This window comes from Pilimelia terevasa (genome assembly GCF_014647915.1).
In the GTDB taxonomy this organism is placed as follows: Bacteria; Actinomycetota; Actinomycetes; order Mycobacteriales; family Micromonosporaceae; genus Pilimelia; species Pilimelia terevasa.
Genome location: NZ_BMQC01000007.1, coordinates 24,648 through 47,620, shown reverse-complemented (window position 1 = coordinate 47,620; position 22,973 = coordinate 24,648). Strand labels below are relative to the sequence as shown.

The 22,973-nt window shown below is 75.4% G+C and carries 19 protein-coding genes; 8 read left to right on the top strand and 11 right to left on the bottom strand.

The features are described from left to right. The first annotated feature begins 2 nt into the window (after positions 1–2). From mshD to pstB, 5 genes are all read left to right on the top strand, one after another. Complete coding sequence (gene mshD / locus IEY75_RS11385) at positions 3–893, top strand: mycothiol synthase (protein WP_189114263.1); 891 nt, start codon at positions 3–5, stop codon at positions 891–893. A gap of 684 nt (positions 894–1,577) precedes the next feature. Then, positions 1,578–2,636 carry a phosphate ABC transporter substrate-binding protein PstS gene (gene pstS / locus IEY75_RS11380; protein WP_189114262.1) on the top strand — a complete coding sequence of 353 codons (1,059 nt, stop codon included), beginning with the start codon at positions 1,578–1,580 and terminating at the stop codon, positions 2,634–2,636. Positions 2,637–2,766: 130 nt separating this feature from the next. Next, positions 2,767–3,813 (top strand): phosphate ABC transporter permease subunit PstC, encoded by a 1,047-nt coding sequence (gene pstC, locus IEY75_RS11375; protein ID WP_229789565.1) that lies wholly within the window; start codon positions 2,767–2,769, stop codon positions 3,811–3,813. Then, on the top strand, positions 3,810–4,709 hold the full coding sequence (gene pstA / locus IEY75_RS11370; protein WP_189114261.1) for a phosphate ABC transporter permease PstA: 900 nt from the start codon (positions 3,810–3,812) through the stop codon (positions 4,707–4,709). Before pstC ends, pstA begins: the two co-directional genes overlap by 4 nt. 126 nt (positions 4,710–4,835) lie before the next feature. Continuing rightward, on the top strand, positions 4,836–5,600 hold the full coding sequence (gene pstB, locus IEY75_RS11365) for a phosphate ABC transporter ATP-binding protein PstB (protein ID WP_229789604.1): 765 nt from the start codon (positions 4,836–4,838) through the stop codon (positions 5,598–5,600). A 9-nt stretch (positions 5,601–5,609) separates the two neighbouring features. Here pstB and IEY75_RS11360 read toward each other — a convergent pair whose 3' ends face one another. The 5 genes from IEY75_RS11360 to IEY75_RS11340 all read right to left on the bottom strand — a co-directional run bounded on the left by IEY75_RS11360 (position 5,610) and on the right by IEY75_RS11340 (position 9,553). Beyond that, complete coding sequence (locus IEY75_RS11360) at positions 5,610–6,017, bottom strand: hypothetical protein (protein WP_189114260.1); 408 nt, start codon at positions 6,015–6,017, stop codon at positions 5,610–5,612. A gap of 270 nt (positions 6,018–6,287) precedes the next feature. Further along, a complete protein-coding gene (locus IEY75_RS11355) occupies positions 6,288–7,133 on the bottom strand; it encodes an NUDIX hydrolase (protein WP_373290257.1) in 846 nt (281 codons plus the stop codon). A 61-nt stretch (positions 7,134–7,194) separates the two neighbouring features. Beyond that, the gene (locus tag IEY75_RS11350) at positions 7,195–8,199 is read right to left on the bottom strand and encodes an inorganic phosphate transporter (RefSeq protein WP_189114259.1); all 1,005 of its coding nucleotides are present in this window, start codon (positions 8,197–8,199) and stop codon (positions 7,195–7,197) included. 4 nt (positions 8,200–8,203) lie between these two features. Beyond that, positions 8,204–8,830 (bottom strand): DUF47 domain-containing protein, encoded by a 627-nt coding sequence (locus tag IEY75_RS11345; RefSeq protein WP_189114258.1) that lies wholly within the window; start codon positions 8,828–8,830, stop codon positions 8,204–8,206. A 183-nt stretch (positions 8,831–9,013) separates the two neighbouring features. Beyond that, on the bottom strand, positions 9,014–9,553 hold the full coding sequence (locus IEY75_RS11340; RefSeq protein ID WP_189114257.1) for a DUF402 domain-containing protein: 540 nt from the start codon (positions 9,551–9,553) through the stop codon (positions 9,014–9,016). Between the two features lie 272 nt (positions 9,554–9,825). Here IEY75_RS11340 and IEY75_RS11335 point away from each other — a divergent pair, with 272 nt between their 5' ends. Continuing rightward, positions 9,826–11,736 (top strand): ATP-dependent DNA helicase, encoded by a 1,911-nt coding sequence (locus IEY75_RS11335; RefSeq protein ID WP_189114436.1) that lies wholly within the window; start codon positions 9,826–9,828, stop codon positions 11,734–11,736. A 99-nt stretch (positions 11,737–11,835) separates the two neighbouring features. Here IEY75_RS11335 and IEY75_RS11330 read toward each other — a convergent pair whose 3' ends face one another. Further along, a complete protein-coding gene (locus IEY75_RS11330) occupies positions 11,836–12,981 on the bottom strand; it encodes an AI-2E family transporter (RefSeq protein ID WP_229789602.1) in 1,146 nt (381 codons plus the stop codon). A 213-nt stretch (positions 12,982–13,194) separates the two neighbouring features. Between IEY75_RS11330 and IEY75_RS11325 the strand changes: the two genes are divergently transcribed. Continuing rightward, on the top strand, positions 13,195–13,533 hold the full coding sequence (locus IEY75_RS11325) for a GroES family chaperonin (protein ID WP_189114255.1): 339 nt from the start codon (positions 13,195–13,197) through the stop codon (positions 13,531–13,533). 33 nt (positions 13,534–13,566) lie between these two features. Here the strand turns inward: IEY75_RS11325 and IEY75_RS11320 are convergent, their stop codons facing one another. From IEY75_RS11320 to IEY75_RS11310, 3 genes are all read right to left on the bottom strand, one after another. Next, positions 13,567–14,913: a PrsW family intramembrane metalloprotease gene (locus IEY75_RS11320; RefSeq protein WP_189114254.1), complete on the bottom strand. Its 1,347-nt coding sequence runs from the start codon at positions 14,911–14,913 to the stop codon at positions 13,567–13,569. Between the two features lie 71 nt (positions 14,914–14,984). Next, positions 14,985–15,506, bottom strand: a complete 522-nt coding sequence (locus IEY75_RS11315; protein ID WP_189114253.1) for a hypothetical protein — start codon at positions 15,504–15,506, stop codon at positions 14,985–14,987. Between the two features lie 38 nt (positions 15,507–15,544). Further along, complete coding sequence (locus IEY75_RS11310) at positions 15,545–17,332, bottom strand: glycerol-3-phosphate dehydrogenase/oxidase (RefSeq protein ID WP_189114252.1); 1,788 nt, start codon at positions 17,330–17,332, stop codon at positions 15,545–15,547. Between the two features lie 125 nt (positions 17,333–17,457). On the opposite strand from IEY75_RS11310, the gene IEY75_RS11305 reads away from it, so the two are divergent. Next, on the top strand, positions 17,458–19,857 hold the full coding sequence (locus tag IEY75_RS11305) for a S8 family serine peptidase (RefSeq protein ID WP_373290256.1): 2,400 nt from the start codon (positions 17,458–17,460) through the stop codon (positions 19,855–19,857). Here the strand turns inward: IEY75_RS11305 and IEY75_RS11300 are convergent. Beyond that, positions 19,844–21,085, bottom strand: coding sequence for a dipeptidase (locus IEY75_RS11300; protein WP_189114251.1), 1,242 nt, complete (start codon positions 21,083–21,085; stop codon positions 19,844–19,846). The two genes, IEY75_RS11305 and IEY75_RS11300, sit on opposite strands and share 14 nt — an antisense overlap. Before the next feature lie 214 nt (positions 21,086–21,299). Then, positions 21,300–22,922: a chaperonin GroEL gene (gene groL, locus IEY75_RS11295; RefSeq protein WP_189114250.1), complete on the bottom strand. Its 1,623-nt coding sequence runs from the start codon at positions 22,920–22,922 to the stop codon at positions 21,300–21,302. Positions 22,923–22,973 lie beyond the last annotated feature (51 nt).

Here is a 22,973-nt window from a genome sequence, read left to right as displayed (position 1 = left end):
GGGTGAGCGCCTTCGCCGTCGAGCCCGCCGACCGCCCCGCACCCGACCTCGTCGCCGCCGTCACCGCGCTGGCCGAGGCCGCCGACACCGCCGACGGGGTGGCCCCGCTGAGCGAGGCGACGCTCCTCGCGCTGCGCCACGGCGACGGCGCCCACCTGGTGGCCCGGTCCGGCGCCGACCTGGTCGGGTACGCCCACCTGGCCGGCGGGGGCGCGGAGTGGGTGGTACACCCGGCCTGGCGGCGCCGCGGCATCGGCCGGGGGCTGGCCGAGGCGGCGCTCGCGGCATCCGGCGGGGACGCCGGGCCGCGGCTGGCCGTGTGGGCGCACGGCGACCACCCGGCGGCGAGCGCGCTGGCCCTGCGCCTGGGCTTCGCCCGGGTGCGGGAGCTGTGGCAGATGCGCCGGCCGCTGTCCGACGACGTCGAGGCGCCGCGCTGGGCCGACGGGGTGCGGCTGCGCGCGTTCCGGCCGGACGCCGACGACGAGGCGTGGCTGCGGCTGAACGCGCGGGCCTTCGCCGACCACCCGGAGCAGGGCCGCTGGACGGCCGCCGACCTGCTGCGCCGCCGCGCCGAGCCGTGGTTCGACCCGGCCGGCCTGCTGCTGGCCGAGCGGGTGGCCGACGGGGCGCTGCTGGGCTTCCACTGGACCAAGGTGCACACCCGGGCGGGCGCGCCGCCGCTGGGCGAGGTGTACGTGCTGGGCGTCGACCCGGCGGGCCACGGCCGGGGCCTGGGGCGGGCGCTGACCCTGGCGGGCCTGCGCCACCTGCGCGGGCGCGGGGTCGCGCAGGTGATGCTCTATGTGGACGAGTCCAACGGGGCGGCGACGGCGCTGTACGCGCGGCTGGGCTTCGCGCGGCACACGACCGACGTGCAGTACCGCCGCTGACGCCGCTCCCCTGGGCGGATCCGGGGTGCCCGCACGGTTTCGCGCGCCGCACGGTTTCGCGGTGCCCGCAGGGATTAGTCCGCGTGGCGGGGCGTCGGCGCTGGCCGGCGTGGATCGGTGCACGATCCGCCGACTGTCCGATTTGCTGTTATTTGCCTAACCTGGTGATACCTGGTCCCGGATGGTCAACCCGCGGGCCGGGCGCCCGTTCACCCGCCGCCAGGTCCCGGCGGCCGCGACGACGGAGGTGTCAGCCGCACGCCGGTTCGCGTGCCACCAGCGGCCGGGGAGCGGCCTGACACGGACCGCTCCCCGGCCGCACTCGGCCGCCCGCCGCCGGCCGGCACCCCGCGCACCCGCCGCACGGCGTCGCGCGGACCCGCTTTCGGGGTCCGCCCGACGCCTTTTCCCTATTACGTCCGCGCGTGCCGTAACCATTCGCCGATCAGTGGCGTTCCCTTCACCGCACCGACGTGGTGGATGACCGATTTACCCGTTGACAATGATGTCGGGAATCGGTTCACGTAACGGACACATACGCCTCGTGACCAGGCAACACACACGGTTTCGGCTGTTAACCGCCAGTTCATTCTCGACGGCTTCGCCGGCCATCTCGCGCCCCTACGTTCGCTCTCGATGGGCCAGTGAACACGCTGGTTCTCCCTGACAGAGAGGCACACCGAGGTGAACCGCAACACGCGCTACCGCGCCGGCCTGGCCGGCGTCGCGCTTGCCGCGCTGGCCCTGACCGGTTGCGCGAACGGCGACAGCGCCAAGGGCGACGCGGCCACGGGGGGCTACGGCGACCTGACCGGCGAGCTGAAGGCCTCCGGCGCCAGCTTCCCGGACGCGTACTACCAGGAGGTCATCGCGACGTTCAAGGACGCCGCGCCCAAGGTGACCGTCACGTACAACGCGGTGGGCTCGGGCACCGGCAAGGAGGAGTTCGGCAAGGGCCTGACCGACTTCGCGGGCACCGACAGCCTGGTCAAGGACGGGCAGGGGCCGAAGCCCGGCGAGTTCCTGTACGTCCCGACCGTCGCCGCCCCGATCACCGTCTCGTACAACCTGGACGGCGTCGCCGCCCTCAAGCTGAGCCCGGACACCCTGGCCAAGATCTTCCAGCGGACGGTCAAGGTCTGGAACGCCCCGGAGATCGCCGCCGACAACGCGGGCGTCACGCTGCCGGCGACCCCGATCACGGTGGTGCACCGCGCCGACGGCTCGGGTACGACGAGCAACTTCACCAAGTACCTGGCGGCGGCCTCGCCACTGTGGAAGCTCGGCAGCGGCGACACGGTCGCGTGGCCGGCCGACACCCAGGCGGGCAACAAGAACACCGGCGTCGCCCAGCTCATCCAGCAGGGCAAGGGCGCGATCGGGTACGTCGACCTCAGCGACGCCACCGAGACCAAGCTGACGTTCGCCTCGGTCAAGAACAAGGCCGGCGAGTTCGTGGCCCCGACGCTGGCCGGCGCCACCGCCGCGCTCGGCGGCGCGACGGTGGCCGCCGACCTCAGCTACAGCCCGCTCGACAGCGCCGGCGCCGGCGCCTACCCGATCACCGCGCCGACCTTCCTGCTGGTCAAGGCCAAGTACGCCGACGCGGAGAAGGCCAAGCTCGTCAAGGGCTTCGTGAAGTACCTGCTGACCGACGGCCGCGCCGCCGCCGCCGAGGTGCACTTCGCGGTCCTGCCCGAGGCGCTGAAGGCCAAGGCGCTCGCCCAGCTCGACAAGATCTGACGGCGACCGCCGCACAGGTTTTCCGCACCGCGGGGGTGGCCGGCCGGCCGCCCCCGCCCGGGCCACCACACCACACCCCACAGCGGCCCGGCCCGCCGCTGGTGAGCGCGACGCCGATGGAGCCAGTCCTGTGACCAGTCCCCCTGCACCGCCCGGCCCGACCGCGCCGGGTCGGCACCAGCGGAGCGACCCGACCCCCCGCCCGACCCTGGCCAGCCGAGGCCGCGACGTACTCGGCGACCGCCTGTTCCGCTACCTCTGCCTGGCCGCCGGCTGCGCCGTCCTGGCCACCCTCGTCCTGATCCTGCTCTCCACGCTCCAGCAGAGCTGGCCCGCGCTGCGCGAGTCGGGGCTGGGCTTCCTCACCGACAGCGCGTGGATCCCGAACGACCCCGACGGGCCCGGCCCGCGGAAGGCGACCTTCGGGGCCCTCGCGTTCATCTACGGCTCGCTGGTCGTCTCGGCGATCGCGCTCGTCTTCGCCGTGCCGGTGGCCGTGGCGATCGCCCTGTTCCTGACCCAGGTGGCGCACCGGCGCCTGCGCGGCCCCGCCGTCACCGTCATCGACCTGCTGGCCGCGATCCCGTCGGTCGTCTTCGGCCTGTGGGGCATCCTGGTCGTCGCGCCCGCCCTGGCCCCGGTGTACGACGGGATCCACGGCGCCCTGGGCGGCATCCCTGGGCTCGGGTCGCTGTTCGGCGAGCCGGTCAGCACCGGCCGCGGCTACATGACCGCCGGCCTCATCCTCGCCATCATGATCGTCCCGATCATCACCTCGCTGGCGCGGGAGGTCTTCACCACCGTCCCGGCCGCGGACATGCAGGCCGCGTACGCCCTCGGCGCCACCCGCTGGGAAATGATCAAGGGTGCCGTCCTGCCGCACAGCTTCGGCGGCCTCGTCGGCGCCGTGATGCTGGGCCTGGGGCGGGCGCTGGGCGAGACGATCGCGGTGGCGCTGGTGATCGGCGGCTCGGTCCAGGTCACGGCCAACCTGTTCGCCTCCGGTGACGCGCTGCCCGCGGTCATCGTCAACCAGTTCGGCGAGTCCGGGCCGCTGCACCGCGCGTCGCTCATCGGCCTCGGCGTGGTCCTGTTCGTCATCACCGTCCTGATCAACGTCGCGGCGCGCTTCCTCGTCCGCCGCGCGGAGATCCGCATGAGGGGGGCCGCCGCATGACGGTCGCACCGCCGCGGCCGACCGCGCCGCTGGACCTGACCCGCGCCGCCCTGCCGGCGACCCGCCGCTGGCGCAACACCGTCGCCACCGGCGGCATGGTCGCCGCGCTGGCGCTGGCCGCCGTACCGCTGGCGCTGATCTGCTACCAGGTGCTGCTCAAGGGCGCCGGGTCGATCAGCTGGGAGTTCCTGACCGAGGACATCCCGAACTCGGCCCGCCGGGCCGGCGGCGGCATCGCCCCCGCGATCGTCGGCACGCTGGTCATCACCGGTACGGCCGCGCTGCTGGCGATCCCGCTGGGCGTACTCGGCGCGGTCTACCTCAACGAGTACGGCAAGTCCGGGCCGCTGGCGAAGTTCATCCGCACCATGGCCGACGTCATGACCGGCGTCCCGTCGATCGTGATGGGCCTGTTCATCTACGTGATCATGGTGATCCCGCTCCAGCAGCAGTCCGGGCTGGCCGGGGCGCTGGCGCTGGCCTGCCTGATGCTGCCGGTGGTCATCCGCAGCACCGAGGAGGTGCTGCGGCTGGTCCCCGACGACCTGCGGCAGGCGAGCGCGGCACTGGGCGCGCGGCGGTGGTACACGATCGTCACGGTCGTCCTGCCCGCGGCCGTCTCGGGGATCACCAGCGGCGCGATGCTCGCCGTCGCCCGCGCGGCCGGCGAGACGGCGCCGCTGATCTTCACCACCGGCATCGTGTACCAGTCCAACTGGTCGCTGTCCGGCGCGAACACCGCACTGCCCGCGCTGATCTTCAAGAACGCCTCGGAGCCGTTCGCCGCCGCGAACGGCCGCGCCTGGGGTGCGGCCATCACCCTCGTGGTGCTCGTCCTCGCGGCCACCGTCATCGCCCGCCTCATCTCGGGCCGCTTCGCCGTCAAAGACCGCTGACCCGGTCGGCAGGAGGAAACACAGGTGAACCAGATGACCTTCCCGGACCACCGGCCGCTCACGACCGCGCCCCAGGGCGCCGGCCTCGTCCCCGACCCGCGCCAGGCGCCGGCCGCCGCGCCGGTCATGAACCTGACCGACGTCAGCGTCTTCTACGGCAGCTACGAGGCGGTCCGCAACACCACGATGCCCGTGCACACCCACCAGATCACCGCGATGATCGGCCCGTCGGGCTGCGGCAAGTCCACCGTGCTGCGCTCGCTGAACCGGATGAACGACCTCATCCCCGGCGCCCGGGTGGCCGGCGGCGTGACGTACCACGGCCAGGACATCTACGAGCGCGACGTGGACCCGATCCAGGTCCGCCGCCGGATCGGCATGGTGTTCCAGAAGCCCAACCCGTTCCCGAAGTCCATCTTCGACAACGTCGCCTACGGGCTCAAGGTCAACCAGATCAGGGACGACGTGGCCGGCCGCGTCGAGCAGGCCCTGCGCGGCGCCGCCCTGTGGGACGAGGTCAAGGACAAGCTGAAGACCTCCGGCCTGGCGCTGTCCGGCGGCCAGCAGCAGCGCCTGTGCATCGCCCGGACCATCGCCGTCCAGCCCGACGTGATCCTGATGGACGAGCCGTGCTCGGCGCTGGACCCGATCGCCACCAGCAAGGTCGAGGACCTGATGCACGAGCTGGCGGGCCAGTTCACGATCGTCATCGTCACGCACAACATGCAGCAGGCGGCGCGGGTCAGCCACCACACGGCGTTCTTCACCGCCGAGGTGGACGCCAACGGCGTGCGGCACGGGCGCCTGGTGGAGTTCAGCGAGACCGGCCGGATCTTCACCAACCCCGTCGACAAGCGCACCGAGGACTACATCACCGGCCGCTTCGGCTGATCCGCCCCGCTACACCGCCCCGTCGCCCGCGGCACCCGCCCGGGCGGCGGGGCGGAACCACGCCCGGCCCTCGGCACCGGCCAGCTTGACGACCACGACGACGGCCAGGAGGGCGCCGATCAGGCCGGCGGGGCCGCCGCCGGTGGCCACGCCGACCACCCGGTCGACGATCACGAACAGCTCCACCCCCAGCACCGCCCAGAACACCCAGGGCGCGCGGCCGGGCACCCGGGAGGCGAGGAACGCCAGCAGGCCCGTGGTCAGCGCGGCGACGACGGCCAGGCCGATCGCGGGGGCGGGGCTCGCACCGGCGTCACCGAGCGCGAACAGCGCCACGAGGGCGAGCATCAGGCCGAGCAGGTACAGCCCGCACTGGAACCACAGCATCGTCCGAACGGTCTTGACGGCGGGGGGCATCGCGGCGCTCCTGGCGGGTCGGGGACGGGCCGGCGACGGGCCGGGCGCGACCCGGGGCGGGCGCGGCGGCGCCGGTACGGCGGGCGGGCCGAGCCTAGCGCGGCCGGGCCACCGCGAGGCCCGGGCGGGGTCGCGGGCCGGGCGGCACCCCTCGCCGGCCGGCCCACGATCCCGGGTGCGGACGCTCCCCCCGAACCGCCCGCGCCACCCACCTTAGAGTTAACGACATCCATTGCCAACAAAGAACCGCCGGTCGGTGCGGATCAAAGGTCAGTCGACGACGGCGTACGGCTGGCCGTCCACCGTCTCCAGCCGCGGGATCACGGGCCGCGACGGGTCCCCGTGCCGCGCCGCCGCCAGCGCCGCGGCCACCGAGGGGGCCTCGGCCAGCGACTCCAGCGTGGACGCCGTCGGCGGCAGCATCGCCATCGTGCCGGCGTGCCAGGCGGCGAGCGCGGACCCGGGCGTCACCCAGTGCACGCGGTCGGCCTCGTCGGAGACGTGCCGGGGCTGCTGCCCGGCCGGCAGCGCGGCCACGAAGAAGTACGTGTCGTACCGGCGCGGCTCGAAGTCCGGGGTGATCCACCGCGACCACGGCACCAGCAGGTCGGACCGCAGCACCAGGCCGGCGTCGGCCAGGACGCCGGTGAGGCTGCGCTCGCGGCGCAGCAGCGCCTGCCGGGTGGCCTCCCAGGCCGCGGTGTCCACGTCCGCCACGACCGCGTGCGCGTCCGGCCCGGCGAGCAGGACGCCCGCCTCCTCGAAGACCTCGCGCACCGCCGCCGCCACCACCGCGCGGGCCTGCGGCTCGGGCAGCGCCAGTCGCCGCGCCCACCGCGCCGGGTCGGGGCCGGCCCAGCCGACCTCGGCGTCCGCGTCCGCCGGGTCCACGCCGCCGCCCGGGAAGGCGTACATGCCGGCGAACGCCGCCATGCTCGCCGCCCGGCGCAGGACGTAGGCCTCCACGCCGCCGCCGGACTCCGCCGGCCGCAGCAGGACGACCGTCGCGGCCACCCGCGGCACGGCCGGGGCGGCGCCGCTGGCGGCGAACTCGGCCGCCTTCGCCGCCAGCGCCGCCGGCAGCGGCCACCGCAGTGCCGACACCTCGTTGCCCACGGGCGCTCCTCCTCGTCGTCCGTCCCCCGCCCCCGCCCGCCGGGTCGCGGGCCGGGCGGGGTCAGCAGTACAGGGGCGCGATGGCCAGGTGGACCAGGCAGGCGATGAGCGCGGCGCCCGGGATCGTCAGCACCCAGGCCGTCACGATGTTGCCGGCCACGCCCCACCGGACCGCGGAGAACTTCTTGGTCGCCCCGACCCCCATGATCGCCGAGGTGATCGTGTGGGTGGTGGAGATCGGCATTCCGAAGCTCGCCGCCGTGTACAGCACCGAGGCGGCCACCGCCTCCGCGGCGAAGCCCTCGGGCGGGCCCAGGTGGATCACCCGGCGGCCGAGGGTGCGGATGATCCGCCACCCGCCCGCGTACGTGCCCAGCGCCAGGACGGTCGCGCAGCTCACGATCACCCAGACGGGGATGTGCGAGTCGCTCGTCTGGTACCCGCCCACGAACAGCGCGAGGACGACGATGCCCATGGTCTTGGCGGCGTCCTGCATACCGTGGCCGAACGCCATCGCCAGGGCCGACAGCGACTGCGCCACCCGGAAGCCGCGGTTGAGCTTCGTCGGGTTGCCGCGCCGAAAGATCCACATGATCGCCAGCATGACCGCCGCGCCCAGCACCACGCCGACCAGCGGCGAGGCGACCATCGGGACGACGACCTTCTCGACGATGCCCGGCCACTTCACCTCGCCGGACGACGCGAAGATCGTCGCGCCGACGAGGCCGCCGATGAGCGCGTGCGACGAGGAGGAGGGCAGGCCGAAGTACCAGGTGATGAGGTTCCAGGCGATGGCGCCGACGACACCGGCCAGGACGATGCCCAGGCTCTCCAGGCCCGCCGGCAGGCCGACGATCCCGCTGCCGACGGTCTTGGCGACGTGCTCGCCGAGGAACGCGCCGGCCAGGTTGCCGACCGCCGCGATGCCCAGCGCCACCCGGGGCGTGAGGGCGCGGGTGGACACCGACGTGGCGATCGCGTTGGCGGCGTCGTGGAAGCCATTGGTGTAGTCGAACACCAGCGCCGCCAGGATCACCGCCCCGACCGCGATGAACTCGGGACTCACGGGGTCAGGACTCCTTGACCGCGATGGTCTCGACGGTGTTCGCCACGTGCTCGAACGCGTCGCAGGCCGCCTCCAGCTCGTCGGCGACCTCCTTCATCTTCAGGACGGTCAGCGCGTCGTACTCGCCGGAGAACAGCCGGACCAGCAGCATCCGGTACGCCCGGTCGCCCTCGTTCTCCAGCCGGTTGATCTCGACCCAGTAGTCGGAGAGCTGCTTCATCGACTTGAGCCGCGGCATCGCCTGCGCGGTGATCTTCGCGCACTGGTCGAGGACGTTCACCTGCTCGTGCAGCTCGCGCGGCAGCGACGGCAGGTCGGTGAGGCCGTACAGGTAGATCAGGCTGCCGGCGGCCTCCATGTGGTCCATCACGTCGTCCAGCAGCGAGCCGAGCCGGTAGATGTCCTCCCGGTCGAAGGGCGTGATGAAGGTGGAGTTGATCTTGTTGTACAGCTCGTGCGTGATCTCGTCGCTGTCGTGCTCGACCTCGACCAGGCGCTCGCTCACCGACTGCACGTTGACGCCGGGCAGGGCCAGCTCCAGCAGCAGGTCCGTACCCCGGACGAGGTTGTGCGCCGCCTTCGTGAACAGCTCGTAGAAGACGCCCTCGGACGGACGGAAGGAGAACTTCACCGCAGGGCACCTCTTAGCGGGATGGGTCCCGCGCCCGGCCGGGCGCGAAGGTCGGATGAACTCACCGCGAATGCTAGGTAACCCCGGCGGGCGTTGGACAGCCAGGACCCCGACCGCCGCCCACCTTCACGCGCTGTTCACCCAAGGTTCACACCGGAACCGTGCGCCGCCGGCCGAACTGCGCTATTCGCCCCGACCGCCGCCGGGGGCGCGCCCGGGGTTCGCCAGGTGCTCCAGCCAGCGGCGGTACCCGGCGGCGAACGGCTCCGTGCCGTCGCCCAGCGCCCCGAACAGCCACCCCGCCGCCCGCCGCGCGGCCACCACCAGGTCCGCCGGGTAGCCGAACCCGTCCAGGTGATCGGCGAAGTCGTCCTGGTCCAGCAACTGCACCAGGCCGGTGCCGCGGCGGCGCACCACGTCGAGGTCCAGGTCGACCAGGTGCACCTCGTCGCGGCCGATCCACCGGGCGGGGGTGGTGATGTCGCAGTACACCTCCGCGGTGCGCGGCGGCGGGTTGAACATGGCCGTCCACCAGCGCTCCCGGGGGACCAGGACGACGTACGGGTACTGCTGGCGCAGCGGGCGGCCGTGGTAGATCGAGGCGGTGCCGGCGCTGATCCCGAGCCAGGTGCCGTGGTCGTCCTCGGCCAGGCGGCGCGCCGGGTAGTCCCGGTGCGCCCCACCGTCGTACTTGGTGTAGACCACCCGCACCACGTCGCCCATGCCTCCATCTAACCGCGCGCCGGCTGCCGTCCCCCGTCCCCACGCCGCGGCGGCCGGCCCGGGGCGCGGGCGGCGGTGTCGGCGGCGGTCGGTAGCGTCGTGGCGTGGTTGTCGAGGCGCGCGCGGTCAACCCGCCGGACGGGACCGACACCGGCGGGGTCGGCACCGCCGCTGTCGATGCCGCCGGTGTCGACACCGGCAAGGTCGACGCCGTGCTGGCCGCGGCCGTGGGGGCCGTACCGGGCGGCGCGGCCCGGCCGGGCCAGCAGGCGATGGCCCGGGCCGTCGCCGCCGCCGTCGACCGCGGCGAGCACCTGCTGGTCCAGGCGGGCACCGGCACCGGCAAGTCTCTGGCGTACCTCGCCCCCGCCCTGCTGGTGGACGGCCCGGTCGTCGTCTCCACCGCCACGCTCGCGCTCCAGGCCCAACTCGTCGACCACGACCTGCCCCGCCTCGCCGACGCGGTGAAGCCGGTGCTCGGCCGCCGGCCCACCTTCGCCGTCCTCAAGGGACGACACCACTACCTGTGCCTGTCCCGGCTGGAGTCCTCGGCCGAGGAGGAGCCCGACGACGTCCTGTTCGACGCCGCCACCGCGGGCGCCACGAAGTGGCTGGGCCAGGCCGGCCGCCTCGGCAAGCAGGTCGAGCGGCTGCGCGAGTGGGCCGGGCGCACCACCCGCGGGGACCGCGACGAACTCGACCCGGGCGTGGACGACCAGGCGTGGCGGCTGGTCTCCATGCCGGCGCGCGAGTGCGTCGGCGCCAGCCGGTGCGGGTTCGGCGACGAGTGCTTCGCGGAGGCCTCGCGCGCCCGCGCCCGCGAGGCGGACATCGTCGTCACCAACCACAGCCTGCTCGCCGTGGACATGATCGCCGAGGGCCACATCATCCCGCCGCACCGGCTCCTGGTGATCGACGAGGCGCACGAACTGGCCGACCGGGTGTCCTCGGCCGCGCAGGCGGAGGTGACGCCCGACGCGGTCGCCCGCGCGGCCCGGCGGGTCCGGCCCGTGGTGCCCGGACAGGCCGGCGACGCGCTGGTCGAGGCCGGCGACGCGCTGGCCCTGGGCCTGGCCGAGACCGCCGCCGGCCGGCTCACCGGGGGCCTGCCCCCCGCGCTCGCCGGGGCGTGCACCCTGCTGGACTCCGCCACCCGGGCCGCGCTGGACGACCTCGGCGACATCAAGGCCGACGACGCCGACGCCCTGCGCAAGAAGGCGGCCCGCGCCGCGCTGGACGAGCTGTCGGGTACGGCCCAGCGGCTGCTCGCCGCCGACGCGCACGACGTGACCTGGGTGGAGCGGGCCAGCTACGGCGGCGGCCGGGAGGCGCTGGTGGTCGCGCCGCTGTCGGTCGCCGGCACGCTCGGCGGCCACCTGTACACCGACCGGACCGTCGTGGCGACCTCGGCGACGCTGACCCTGGGCGGGCGGTTCGACGTCGTGGCGCGGTCGCTGGGCCTGCCGCCGGAGCCGGTCGACGCGGCCGCCGGACGCGCGGCGCCGGCCGGTCCGCCGTGGCGGTCGCTGGACGTGGGCTCGCCGTTCGCCTACCCGAAGCAGGGCATCCTGTACGTCGCCGCGCACCTGCCCCGGCCGACGGCCAGCGGCCTGTCCGAGGCCGGCGCGCAGGAGCTGATCGCGCTCATGGGCGCGCTGGGCGGCCGGACGCTGGGGCTGTTCTCCTCGCGGCGGGCCGCCCAGCAGGCCGCCGACGCGGTCCGCGCCCGGACCGACCTGCCGGTGCTGCTCCAGGGCGAGGAGGCGCTGCCGCTGCTGGTCAAGCGGTTCCGGGCCGAGCGCCGCACCTCGCTGTTCGGGGTGATGTCGCTGTGGCAGGGCGTCGACGTACCCGGCGACGCGTGCCAGCTCGTGGTCATCGACCGGCTGCCGTTCCCCCGCCCGGACGAGCCGCTGGCGGCGGCGCGCGCGGCCGCGGTGGACGCCGCCGGGGGCTCGGGGTTCGCGTCGGTGAGCGTGCCGATCGCGGCGATCCGCCTCGCCCAGGGCGCCGGCCGGCTGATCCGGGCCGGCGGCGACCGCGGGGTCGTCGCCGTGCTCGACTCGCGGCTGGAGACGGCGCGCGGGTACGGCGGGTTCCTGCGCGGGTCGCTGCCGCCCTTCTGGTACACGACCCGCGCCGAGGTGGCCCGCGCCGCGCTGGAGCGCCTGGCGGGCACCTGACCCGACGGCGCCCCGGTCCCGGGCGCTCCCGGGTCAGGTCACGCAGGCCCCGCGGTCAACTCACGCGGCCGCCCCGGTCAGGTTCGGCGGGCGCCGCGGTCAGTTCGCGGGTGCCTTGACCACCACCGCGTCCGGGGGCGCGGCCGGGTGCCGCTGGACGAGCTGCCGCACGCCGGTGTTCAGGACCGCCACCAGCGGTACCGCGATCAGCGCCCCGACGATGCCGGCCAGGACCACGCCCGCGGCGATGGCGATGATCACCGCGAGCGGGTGCAGCGCCACGGCCTTGCCCATGATCAGCGGCTGGAGCACGTGGCCCTCCAACTGCTGGACCAGGATCACCGCGCCGAGCACCAGCAGCGCCTTCACCGGCCCGCCGTCGGCGTCGACCAGCGCGACGAGGACGGCGACCGTACCGGAGAGCGCCGCGCCGACGATCGGCACGAAGGCACCCAGGAACACCAGCGCCGCCAGCGGGAACGCCAGCGGCACCTTGAGCAGGGAGAGGGCCAGCCCGATGCCGATCGCGTCGATGAAGGCGACCAGGACGGTCGCGCGCACGTACGCCCCCAGGCTCACCCACGAGGCGTCGCCCGCGGTGCGGACCCGGGAGCGGGCGGCCCGGGGGAACAGCCGCACGAGGAACGCCCAGATCCGTTCGCCGTCGCGCAGGAAGAAGAACGTGGCGAACAGGACCAGCACCGCGCCGGTGAGCATCTCGAACAGCGTCGCCGCCGTGGACACCGCGCCGCTGGTCAGCGAGGCGGTGTTCTTGTCCAGCCACTCCTGGCCGGTGTCGATCGCCTGGTCGAGCTGCCGGTCCGACAGGTGCAGCGGCCCGGAGCGCAGCCACTCCCGGATCTCGTCGACGCCCGCCGCGGCGTTGCGGCTGAGCGCCGGCACGTTGCGGACGAACTGGGTCACCACCGCCGTCAGCGTCGCCACCACGGTGCTGAGGCCGCCGACCAGGACGATGCCGGCGGCGAACGACCGGGGCGCCCGCACCTCGCGCAGCGCGCGCACGGCCGGCGCCAGCAGCGCCGTCAGCAGCAGCGCCACCACCAGCGGGATGACGACGATGCGCAGCACGCCGATGAGGTCCAGCACGTAGAAGCTGACGACGCCGATGGCCAGCAGCCGCCAGGCCCAGGCGCCGGCGACCCGCAGGCCGTACGGCAGGTGGGCGTACGGCAGCGCGGCATCGACCTGCGCCGGCCCGACGGCGGCCGCCCGCTCCTGCGCCAGCGCGCGCGGCCGGTCGGTGACCGCGGGACCGTCGGGCGCGTCGCCGTAGTCCGGGTCGGTGTCGCCGGTCCTGCCGAGGTGTTCGCGCCAGCGTCGCCACCGGTCCCCGAGTGCGCCCACGTCGCTGTCCTCCCACCTGGTTCCGCCGTCCTCCACCGTAGTCGTGCGCGACTCCCCCGGCCGGCCGCGGCGCCGCAATGTACCGTCTTTCGCGTGACCACCCATGCGAAGATCGACTCGGGCCTGCCGATCCGACTGCTCCACGACCGGGTCCTGGTCCAGTTGGACGGCGCCGAGGGCGAGCGCCGCTCGTCGGCGGGGATCGTGATCCCCGCCACCGCCTCGGTCGGGCGGCGGCTGTCGTGGGCCACGGTGGTCGGCGTCGGACCGCACGCGCGCGCCGTGGTCAACGGCGACCGGGTGCTGTTCGACCCCGAGGACAAGGCCGAGGTCGAACTACAGGCGCGGCAGTACGTGCTGCTGCGCGAGCGGGACGTGCACGCCGTCGCCGCCAGCCGGGTCGAGCCGGACGCCACCGGCCTGTACCTGTAGGCCCGCGGCCGACCTGTAGGCAGGCCGCGGCGGTCAGCGGTACGGGTGGGGCGGGGGCACCGGGACCATCGGCAGCGGCACCACCGGCTCGGCGGGCGGGTCGACCGTCCGCGCGACCCCGTCGGGGAACTCGATCAGGTACCGGGCGCCGTCCCAGCGGGCCGGCGGGGCCAGCGGGTCGCGGCCGGTGAACACCTGCCGGTACGCCATCATCGTGGTCAGCAGCGTGCTCTCCTCGCGGGCGGTCGCGGCGGCCTGGGCCGGTGTCGCGTCCAGCCCGCGCTGGACGCCGTCGCGCAGCAGCGCCAGCCGGACCGCCGCGTACTGGAACGCCCGCATCGCCCGCAGCCCCGGCTCCCCGGCGACCCGGCGCGCCCACACCCGGCCGGCGTGCCGGCGGGCGAGGGTGCTGAGGGCGGCGACCTCCGGCGGGCTCAGCCAGCCCGACCGCACGTAGTAGGGCAGCATCCGCTCGGTGAGCCGCCCCTCCCACGAGCGCAGCGTCAGCGCGAAGCCGACCATGCCGAGGAAGATCGGCATCATGACGGCGACGTACCCGTAGAGCAGGAACGCCGGCTCCGCCGAGTCGGCGGCCAGCGTGGCCATGAGGTTCCAGGCGCCGTGCAGCATCATCGCCACGAGCAGGCCCGCCACCGGGGCGGTCCACCGCGTCCACCGGTGCGGGGTCCGGGCCGCGAGGCCCACGCCGACGCCCGTCATGGCCGTGAACAACGGGTGGGCGAAGCCGGTGAACAGGATCCGCGCGATCCACATCGCCAGCACGGCCTGCGCGCCCGAGGCGGGGCCGTACTCGTCGGCGTTGCTGGCGTACCCGTGCCCGCCCAGGTAGAGGATGTTCTCGACCATGGCGAAGCCGGTCGCGGCGAGTCCGCAGTAGACGATGCCGTCGGTGATCCCGGAGATCTCGCGGCGCCGCCGCCACAGCAGCAGCAGGGGCCCCAGCGCCTTGGTCAGCTCCTCGATGAACGGCGCCACCAGCACCGCCACCAGCGAGTCGGGCAGGTCGACCCGGCCGAGCAGGGCGCTCGCCCCGCTGTTGACCACCAGCGACGCGCCGGTGGAGACGAAGGCCCCCCAGCAGAAGCAGAACGCCAGGTACTTCACGGGCTCCGGCTCGAACCTGTCCAGCCACAGGAAGCAGGCCACCAGCACCGGGACCGGCAGGACCGCCGCGCCGACGCCGATCGCCAGCGCGCCGGGGCCGATCCGCAGCCCGAGGTACCCGAGGATCCCCACCGCGCACAGCGCGATGCCGCCGACGACCGCCGCGAGCAGCAGCGCCCGCCGCCAGCCGCCGCGCCGCGGCGCCCACTCCTGCGGCGGAGGCGGGAGCGGCGCGGGGGCAGCGTGATCGACCACCCCGCCAGCCTAGAGGGCGGCGTGCCCCGCGCGTAGGCCCTGGTGCCGGCCCGCCGGCCGCCGCGGGCCGGTCAGAAGGGGGTCCAGGCGCCGAGCTGGTCCACGATCGCCGCGGCGGTCCCGGGCCGGCCGGCCTGGCCGCAGTCGCGCCAGGTGACCGTGCGGTCGCCGGTGGTCAGCGTCAGCTCCAGTCCGTCCGTGCAGGACTCCCGGAAGACGCGCGCGGCCTCCGCCGCGAACGCCGGTGTCGCCAGCAGGTCCCGCAGCCGGTCCACCCGGGCCGCGGTGAGCCGGCCCTCCTGGAGGCGGCGGTTGGAGGTGAAGGTCCAGGCGCCGTCGGCCCCGACCGCCAGCGTGTCGTCGTGCGCCGCGAAGCCGCCGGAGCGGCGCAGCGTGACGCCCGCGCGCAGCCGGCCGGGGGTCGCCGCCGGGTCCCCGGGCGCCGGCAGGGCCGCGCCGCCGGCCGGCCCCCCGCCGGAGCCGGTGGGTGCGGGCTGCGGCGCGCCGGTCGCGGCGACGTTGCGGGCCGCGGGCGCCGCGCCGTCGTCGCAGCCGGCCGCGGCCGCGGTCGCCGTCAGGGCCGCGACAGCCACGACGGTAGCAACTGTTCGATTCATGTCTATGCGACGGCTCAGCCGTCGCCGGGGTTCCCCGCCGGGGTCCGCACGTCGGCCACGGTCCGGCGGACCGCGTCGGCCGCCGCGTCGTCGGGCATCGTCTGCGAACGCCGCTCGGCGTCCACCCGGCTGCGGTAGCAGGCGACCTCGCGGGCGCGGGCCGACGCGTCCCAGCCGAGCACGCCGCCCATCAGCTCCGCCGCGGCCTCGGCGGTGGCCAGGCCGCGGTGCCCGGTCTCGATGCCGATCCGGGTCCGGCGGGTCAGCACGTCGTCCAGGTGCAGGGCGCCCTCCGCGGCGGCGGCGTACGCCACCTCGGCCCCCAGGTACTCCGGCGCGCCCGGCAGCGGCAGCCCCAGTGTCGGGTCGCCGACCACCATCCGCAGCAGGTCCGGCGTCGTCGCGCCGTACCGCTCCAGCAGGTGCTCCACCACCCCGACGCTGACCTCGTACCGCCGCGCCAGGTCGGCCCGGTCCCGCCAGGCGGCGGCGTACCCGTCGGCGCCCAGCAGCGGGAGCTGGTCGGTGCGCGAGGCCGGTACCGGCCGGTGCAGGCGCCGGGCCGCCCGGTCGATGACGTCGGCCGCCATCACCCGGTACGTCGTGTACTTGCCGCCGGCCACCAGCAGCAGGCCGAGCATCGGCTCGACCACCGCGTGCCGCCGCGACAGCGCCGAGGTCGCCTCCGAGTCGCCGCTGAGCAGCGGGCGCAGGCCGGCGTACACGCCCTCGATGTCGTCGGTGGTCAGCGGCCGGTCCAGGACCGGGTTGACCTGGTCCAGCAGGTACGCGATGTCCCGGGCGGTGGCGGCCGGGCGCTCGCGGTCGAAGGTCCAGTCGGTGTCGGTGGTGCCGATGATCCAGTGCCCGCCCCACGGGATCACGAACAGCACCGAGCGCGGCGTCCGCAGGATCAGGCCGGCGGTACCGGAGATCGCCGACCGCGGCACCACCAGGTGCACCCCCTTGGAGGCCCGCACCCGCAGCCCCGGCCGGACCCCGATGTCGCGCAGCAGGCCGGAGATGTCGTCGCTCCACACGCCCGTGGCGGCCACGACGGTCCGCGCGCGGACCGCGTAGTCCACGCCGGTCTCCACGTCGCGCACCCGCACGCCCGTGACCTCCCGCGCCGTCCGGTCGATTCCGGTGGCGCGGACGCTGGTCAGCACGGTCGCGCCCAGCGACGCCGCCGTCCGGGCCAGGGCCACGACCATCCGCGCGTCGTCCATCTGCGCGTCGAAGTACCGGATGGCGCCGGTGAGCACGTCCGGGCGCAGGCTCGGCATCAGCCGCCGGGCGGCGCCGCGGGACAGGTGCCGGTGCACGGGCATCCCGCGGCCGGAGCCGAACGCGGTGGCGAACGCGTCGTACAGGGCCAGGCCGGCGCCGTAGTACGCGCGCCGGCCGACCCGCGCGGGCCAGCCCCGCACGCCCGGCGGGGCCGCCAGCGGCACCAGGAACGGCACCGGCCGGACCAGGTGCGGCGCCAGCCGCGTCGCCAGCAGCCCGCGCTCGGTCAGCGCCTCGTGCACCAGCCCGAACTCGAACTGCTCCAGGTAGCGCAGTCCGCCGTGGATCAGCTTGCTCGACCGGCTCGACGTGCCGGCGGCGAAGTCGCGCGCCTCCACCAGCGCCACCCGCAGGCCGCGGGAGGCCGCGTCGACCGCCGCCCCCGCGCCGGTGACGCCGCCGCCGATCACGACGACGTCGTACTCCTCCTCGCCCAGGCGCCGCAGGTCCGCCCGGCGCCGCTGGGGCGACAGGGCGCTGGCCGTGGTCCGCGACTCGGTGGCTGCCCGCACGCCCCCACGGTAGCGACCGCCGGCCCGCGCCGCCCTCGATCTTCCCGTCGAGGCGGCCGGCCGCCGATCGACGGCCGGCCGCGGGCGGCGCCCGGCAGCGGACGCCGCCGCGTAGGGTCGGTCGGGTGAGCGCACCGTGGAGCCAGCCGCCGCACATCTCGACGCCGCCGGGGTACGGGCCGCCCCGGTACGTGACGCCGCCGCCGGTGTCGCCGGGCCGGGCCGGCGGCGTGGTGGGGACGGTGCTCGTCGCCCTCTGGACCGTCGGCGTCGTCGCGGGTGGGCAGGCGGTGGGCTGGTTCGTCGACCAGGCGTCGCTCGCGTCCGGGTTCGCGCTGCCGTACCCGCTGTGGGCCGGCGGGGCGCTGGGCACCGCGCTGCTGGTGGCGGTGCCGGCGGTCCTGCTGGCCACGCTGGCCCGGCCGGCGTGGGCGCGGGCCGCCGGCTGGACCTGGACCGCCGCCGCGGCGCTGCTGGCCTGGCTGGGCCTGGCCCGCCTGGTGCCGCCGGCCGAGGCGGAGCGCTACCTGTTGCTGCTGACCGCCCTGGCCGCCGCGGCCGCCCTGGCGCTGCGGCGGCTCCGCCCCGCGGCGCCCGCGGACGCGCCTGCCGGCGGCCCGTCGGCGGCCGGTGCGGCCCGCGGCGCGGCCGCAGGCGTCGCCGGTCCGCTGCTCGGGGTGGCGGCCGGGCTGCTGATCCTGCTGCCGTGGCTGTGGCTCGGCGCCGCGGGCGGCCCGCTGGAGACCGGGCTGGCGGCGCTCGCCGCGCTCGCCGTCGGCGTGCTGGCCGCCGGGCTGCTGCACCTGCGGCTGTGGCCGGCGTACGACGCCGGGGGGCGCGCGCGCCGCGTCCTGGCGGCCGGGTCGGTGGCCGGCGTCGCGCTGCTGGTGCTGGGCGCCGGCGCCGGTACCGCCGGGCCGCACCTCGCCGTCCTGCCCGTCCTCGCCGCCGCCGGCTTCGCCGCCGCGGCGCTGCGCACCCGCGGCGCGGTCACGGCCGTCGTCGCCCTGGCGGCGTGCGGCCCGCTGGCCGGAGTGGACGGCGAGGAGGTGACGCTGTTCCTGCTCGACCGCGACGTCCCGTTCTGGGCACTGGTGGCCACCGGCGCGGCCGTCGTCGCCGCCTGGCTGGCGGGCGGGCTGTGCGCCGGGCTGGCGGCGCCGTCCCCGCGGCCGGTGACCGCGGCCGTCCTCGCGGTCGCGGCCCTGGTCGGCGCGGCCGGCGTCCACCTGGGACTCGGGCAGCCCGGCTTCCACGGCGACCGGCTGTTCGTGGTCCTGCGCGACCAGGCCGACCTGAGCGGCGTGACCGCTGCGACCGGACCCGCGGCGCGCCCCGCCCGGGTCGGCGCGGTGCGCGACGCGCTGGTCGCCCACGCCACCCGCAGCCAGGCCGGCCTGCGGCGGACCCTGGCCGGCTGGGGCGTCGCGTACACGCCGTACTACCTGGTCAACGCCGTGGAGGTACACGCCGGCCCGGCCCTGCGCCCCGTGCTGGAGCGCCGGGCCGACGTGGCGCGGGTACTGCTGAGCCCGCGGCTGCGCCCGCTGCCGGCGCCGGTGCCGACCGTCCGCGGCGACGCGCCCGCCCCGCGTGCCCCGGTGTGGAACGTCGCCATGGTCGGGGCCGACAAGATGTGGGCCCGCGGCGTGACCGGCGCGGGCGTCACCGTCGGCACCTCCGACTCCGGGGTGGACGGCGCCCACCCGGCGCTGGCGTCGCGCTACCGCGGCGGCGACGACTCGTGGTACGACCCGTGGAACGGCAGCCGCGCCCCGACCGACCACGGCGGCCACGGCACCCACACCCTCGGTACCGCGGTCGGCGGCGCGAACATCGGCGTCGCGCCCGGCGCCACCTGGGTCGGCTGCGTCAACCTGGACCGCAACCTGGGCAACCCGGCCCGGTACCTGGACTGCCTCCAGTACATGCTCGCGCCCTTCCCGCCGGGCGGCGACCCGTGGCGGGACGGGCGGCCGGCGCGGGCGCCGCACGTGCTGACCAACTCGTGGGGCTGCCCGCCGACCGAGGGCTGTGACCAGGCGTCCCTGGTACCGGCGGTGCGCGCCCTGACCGCGGCCGGCATCTTCTTCGTCGTGGCGGCGGGCAACGAGGGTCCCCGCTGCGGCAGCCTCGACGACCCGCCGGCCCCCTACGCCGACAGCCTCACCGTGGGGGCGGTCGACCGGCAGCGCCGGGTGTCCGACTTCTCCAGCCGGGGCCCCACGCCCGACGGCCGGGTGAAGCCCGACGTGCTGGCCCCCGGCGCGGACGTCGTCTCGGCGGCGCCCGGGGGCGGCTACGCCGCGCACGACGGCACGTCGATGGCCACGCCGCACGTGGCCGGTGTGGTGGCACTGCTGTGGTCGGCCCGGCCGGCGCTGATCGGGGACATCGCCGGCACCCGCGCGCTGCTGGCCCGCACCGCGGCCCCGATCTCCGCCGGCAGCCCGACCTGCGGCGCCGCCGGCAACACGACCGGGGCCGGTCTGGTGGACGCCCTGGCCGCCGTCAGCGCGACCTGAGCCGGCGGGCGCTCCCGCCCCGACCCGACGGGTCCGGCCGCGCGGGCCGGTCGCACTCCTCGAAGGTCGCCAGCGACGGGCCGCGCTCGCGCTGGAGCGCGGCCGCCACCGACTCGCTCTCGCGCAGGACCCGCAGGGCGTTGTGCCAGGTCAGCGCCGCCAGTTCGGCGTCGGACCAGCCGCGGTCGGCGAGGGTAGCCAGCAGCGCGGGGTACGCGGCGACGTCCGGCAGGCCGGCGACCGTCACCGGCGTGCCGTCGAAGTCCCCGCCGAGCCCGACCGCGCCGACGCCGGCCACCTCGCGCAGGTGGTCGAGGTGGTCGGCGACGTCGGCGAGGCCGACGGGCGGCATCGGGTGCGCGGCCAGCCAGGCGTCGCGGGCGGCGCGGTGCGCGGCCGTGCCCTCGGTGTGGCCGGCGGCCGCCCGGTCGGCGGCCGGCAGCGCCTCGCGCGCCCAGTCCCGGCACTCCTCGGTGAGGAACCAGGGGACGAACGTGGCCATGACGATTCCGCCGCTGTCGCGCACCCGCACGAGCACGTCGTCGGGGACGTTGCGCGGGTGGCCGCAGCGGGACCGGGCGTTGGAGTGGGAGAAGAACGCCGGTGCGCGGCTGGCGTCGAGGGCGGCGTGCATGGTGCCGACGGCGGTGTGGGACAGGTCGACGAGCAGGCCGAGCCGGTTCAGCTCGCCGACGACCTCGCGGCCGAACGCGGTCAGCCCGCCGGTCGCCGGCACGTCGGTGGCGCTGTCGGCCCAGGGCACGTTGCGGTTGTGGGTGAGGGTGAGGTACCGGACCCCCAGCTCCGCCAGCATCCGCAGGGTGGCCAGCGAGTTGCCGATGCTGTGGCCGCCCTCGGCACCCAGCAGCGCGGCGACGCGGCCGGCGGCCCGCGCCGCCTCGACGCCGTCGGCGGTGGTCGCCAGGGCCAAGCGGTCGGGGTTGGCGGCGACCCACCGGCGGACGAAGTCGACCTGTTCGAGGGTCGCGGCGACGTGCCGCCCGGGCGGCAGCTCGGCGGGCACGTACACGGACCAGACCTGGGCGCCGACGCCGCCCGCGGCCAGGCGGGGCAGGTCGGTGTGCAGGCCGGTGGCGCGCTGGTCGCGGCGGAGGTCGATCCGTCCGGTGTCGTACCCGACCCGGACCCGCATCTCCCAGGCGAGGTCGTTGTGGCCGTCCAGGACGGGCGCGGCGGCGAGCAGCGCGCGGATCCGCTCAAGGGTCATCCTCCGACGCTACCGCCGTCCGCCTCCGACCTGAAGGGACGGACCCGCGCCGCGACCCCACGGACTCGTGGAGGTACGCCGCCGGCCCGCACCTGCGGCGGCGGATCGGCGGGGCGGGGGTCGGCAGGTCCGGGGGAACGCGGAACGGCCGGGCGCCCCTGGAGGGGTGCCCGGCCGTCCGTCGCCCTGAGGGGCGTGGTGTTTCAGCGGCGGATCAGAAGTCCATGCCGCCGTCGCCGCCCGGGGCGGCCGGCGCCGGGGTCTTCTCCGGCTTGTCCGCCACGACCACCTCGGTGGTGAGGAACAGCGCGGCGATCGACGCGGCGTTCTGCAGCGCCGAGCGGGTGACCTTGGCCGGGTCGATGATGCCCGCGGCCAGCATGTCGACGTACTCGCCGTTGGCGGCGTTCAGGCCGTGGCCGGCCTGGAGGTTGCGCACCTTCTCGACGACCACGCCGCCCTCAAGGCCCGCGTTGACGGCGATCTGCCGCAGCGGGGCGTCGAGCGACACCTTGACGATGTTGACGCCGGTGGCCTCGTCGCCGACCAGGTCCAGCTTGTCGAACGCGGTCTTGCCGGCCTGCACCAGCGCGACGCCGCCGCCGGGCACGATGCCCTCCTCGACGGCCGCCTTCGCGTTGCGCACGGCGTCCTCGATGCGGTGCTTGCGCTCCTTCAGCTCGACCTCGGTGGCCGCGCCGACCTTGATGACGGCGACGCCGCCGGCCAGCTTGGCGAGGCGCTCCTGGAGCTTCTCGCGGTCGTAGTCCGAGTCGCTGTTGTCGATCTCGGCGCGGATCTGGTTGACCCGGCCCTGGATCTGCTCGGCGTCGCCGGCACCGTCGACGATGGTGGTCTCGTCCTTGGTGATGACGACCTTGCGGGCGCGGCCCAGCATGTCCAGGCCGACGTTCTCCAGCTTGAGGCCGACGGTCTCGCTGATGACCTGGCCGCCGGTCAGGATGGCCATGTCGTTCAGCATCGCCTTGCGGCGGTCGCCGAAGCCCGGGGCCTTGACGGCGACGGACTTGAAGGTGCCGCGCATCTTGTTGACGACCAGGGTCGCCAGGGCCTCGCCCTCGACGTCCTCGGCGATGATCAGCAGCGGCTTGCCGCCCTGCATGACCTTCTCCAGGATCGGGAGCAGGTCCTTCACCGAGGAGATCTTGGAGTCGACGATGAGGATGTAGGGGTCCTCCAGGTCGGCCTCCATGCGCTCGGCGTCGGTCATCATGTACGCCGAGACGTAGCCCTTGTCGAAGCGCATACCCTCGGTGAGCTCCAGCTCCAGCCCGAAGGTGTTGCTCTCCTCGACGGTGATGACGCCTTCCTTGCCGACCTTGTCCATCGCCTCGGCGATGATCTCGCCGACGGTGGAGTCACCGGCGGAGATGGAGGCGGTGGAGGCGATCTGCTCCTTGGTCTCCACGTCCTTGGCGAGCTTGGCCAGCTCCTCGGCGACGTTGGCGACGGCGGCCTCGATGCCCCGCTTCAGGGCCATCGGGTTCGCGCCGGCCGCGACGTTGCGCAGGCCCTCGCGGACCAGCGCCTGGGCCAGGACGGTCGCCGTCGTCGTGCCGTCACCGGCGACGTCGTCGGTCTTCTTGGCGACCTCCTTGACCAGCTCGGCGCCGATCTTCTCGTAGGGGTCCTCCAGCTCGATCTCCTTGGCGATGCTCACACCGTCGTTGGTGATCGTGGGGGCGCCCCACTTCTTCTCCAGCACGACGTTGCGGCCCTTCGGGCCGAGCGTCACCTTGACGGCGTCGGCGAGCTGGTTCATACCCCGCTCGAGGCCGCGGCGGGCCTCCTCGTCGAACGCAATGATCTTGGCCATCTGGCGTTGTCCTCCTGGACATCAACGACACTGCGGACCGCGCCGCCCGGA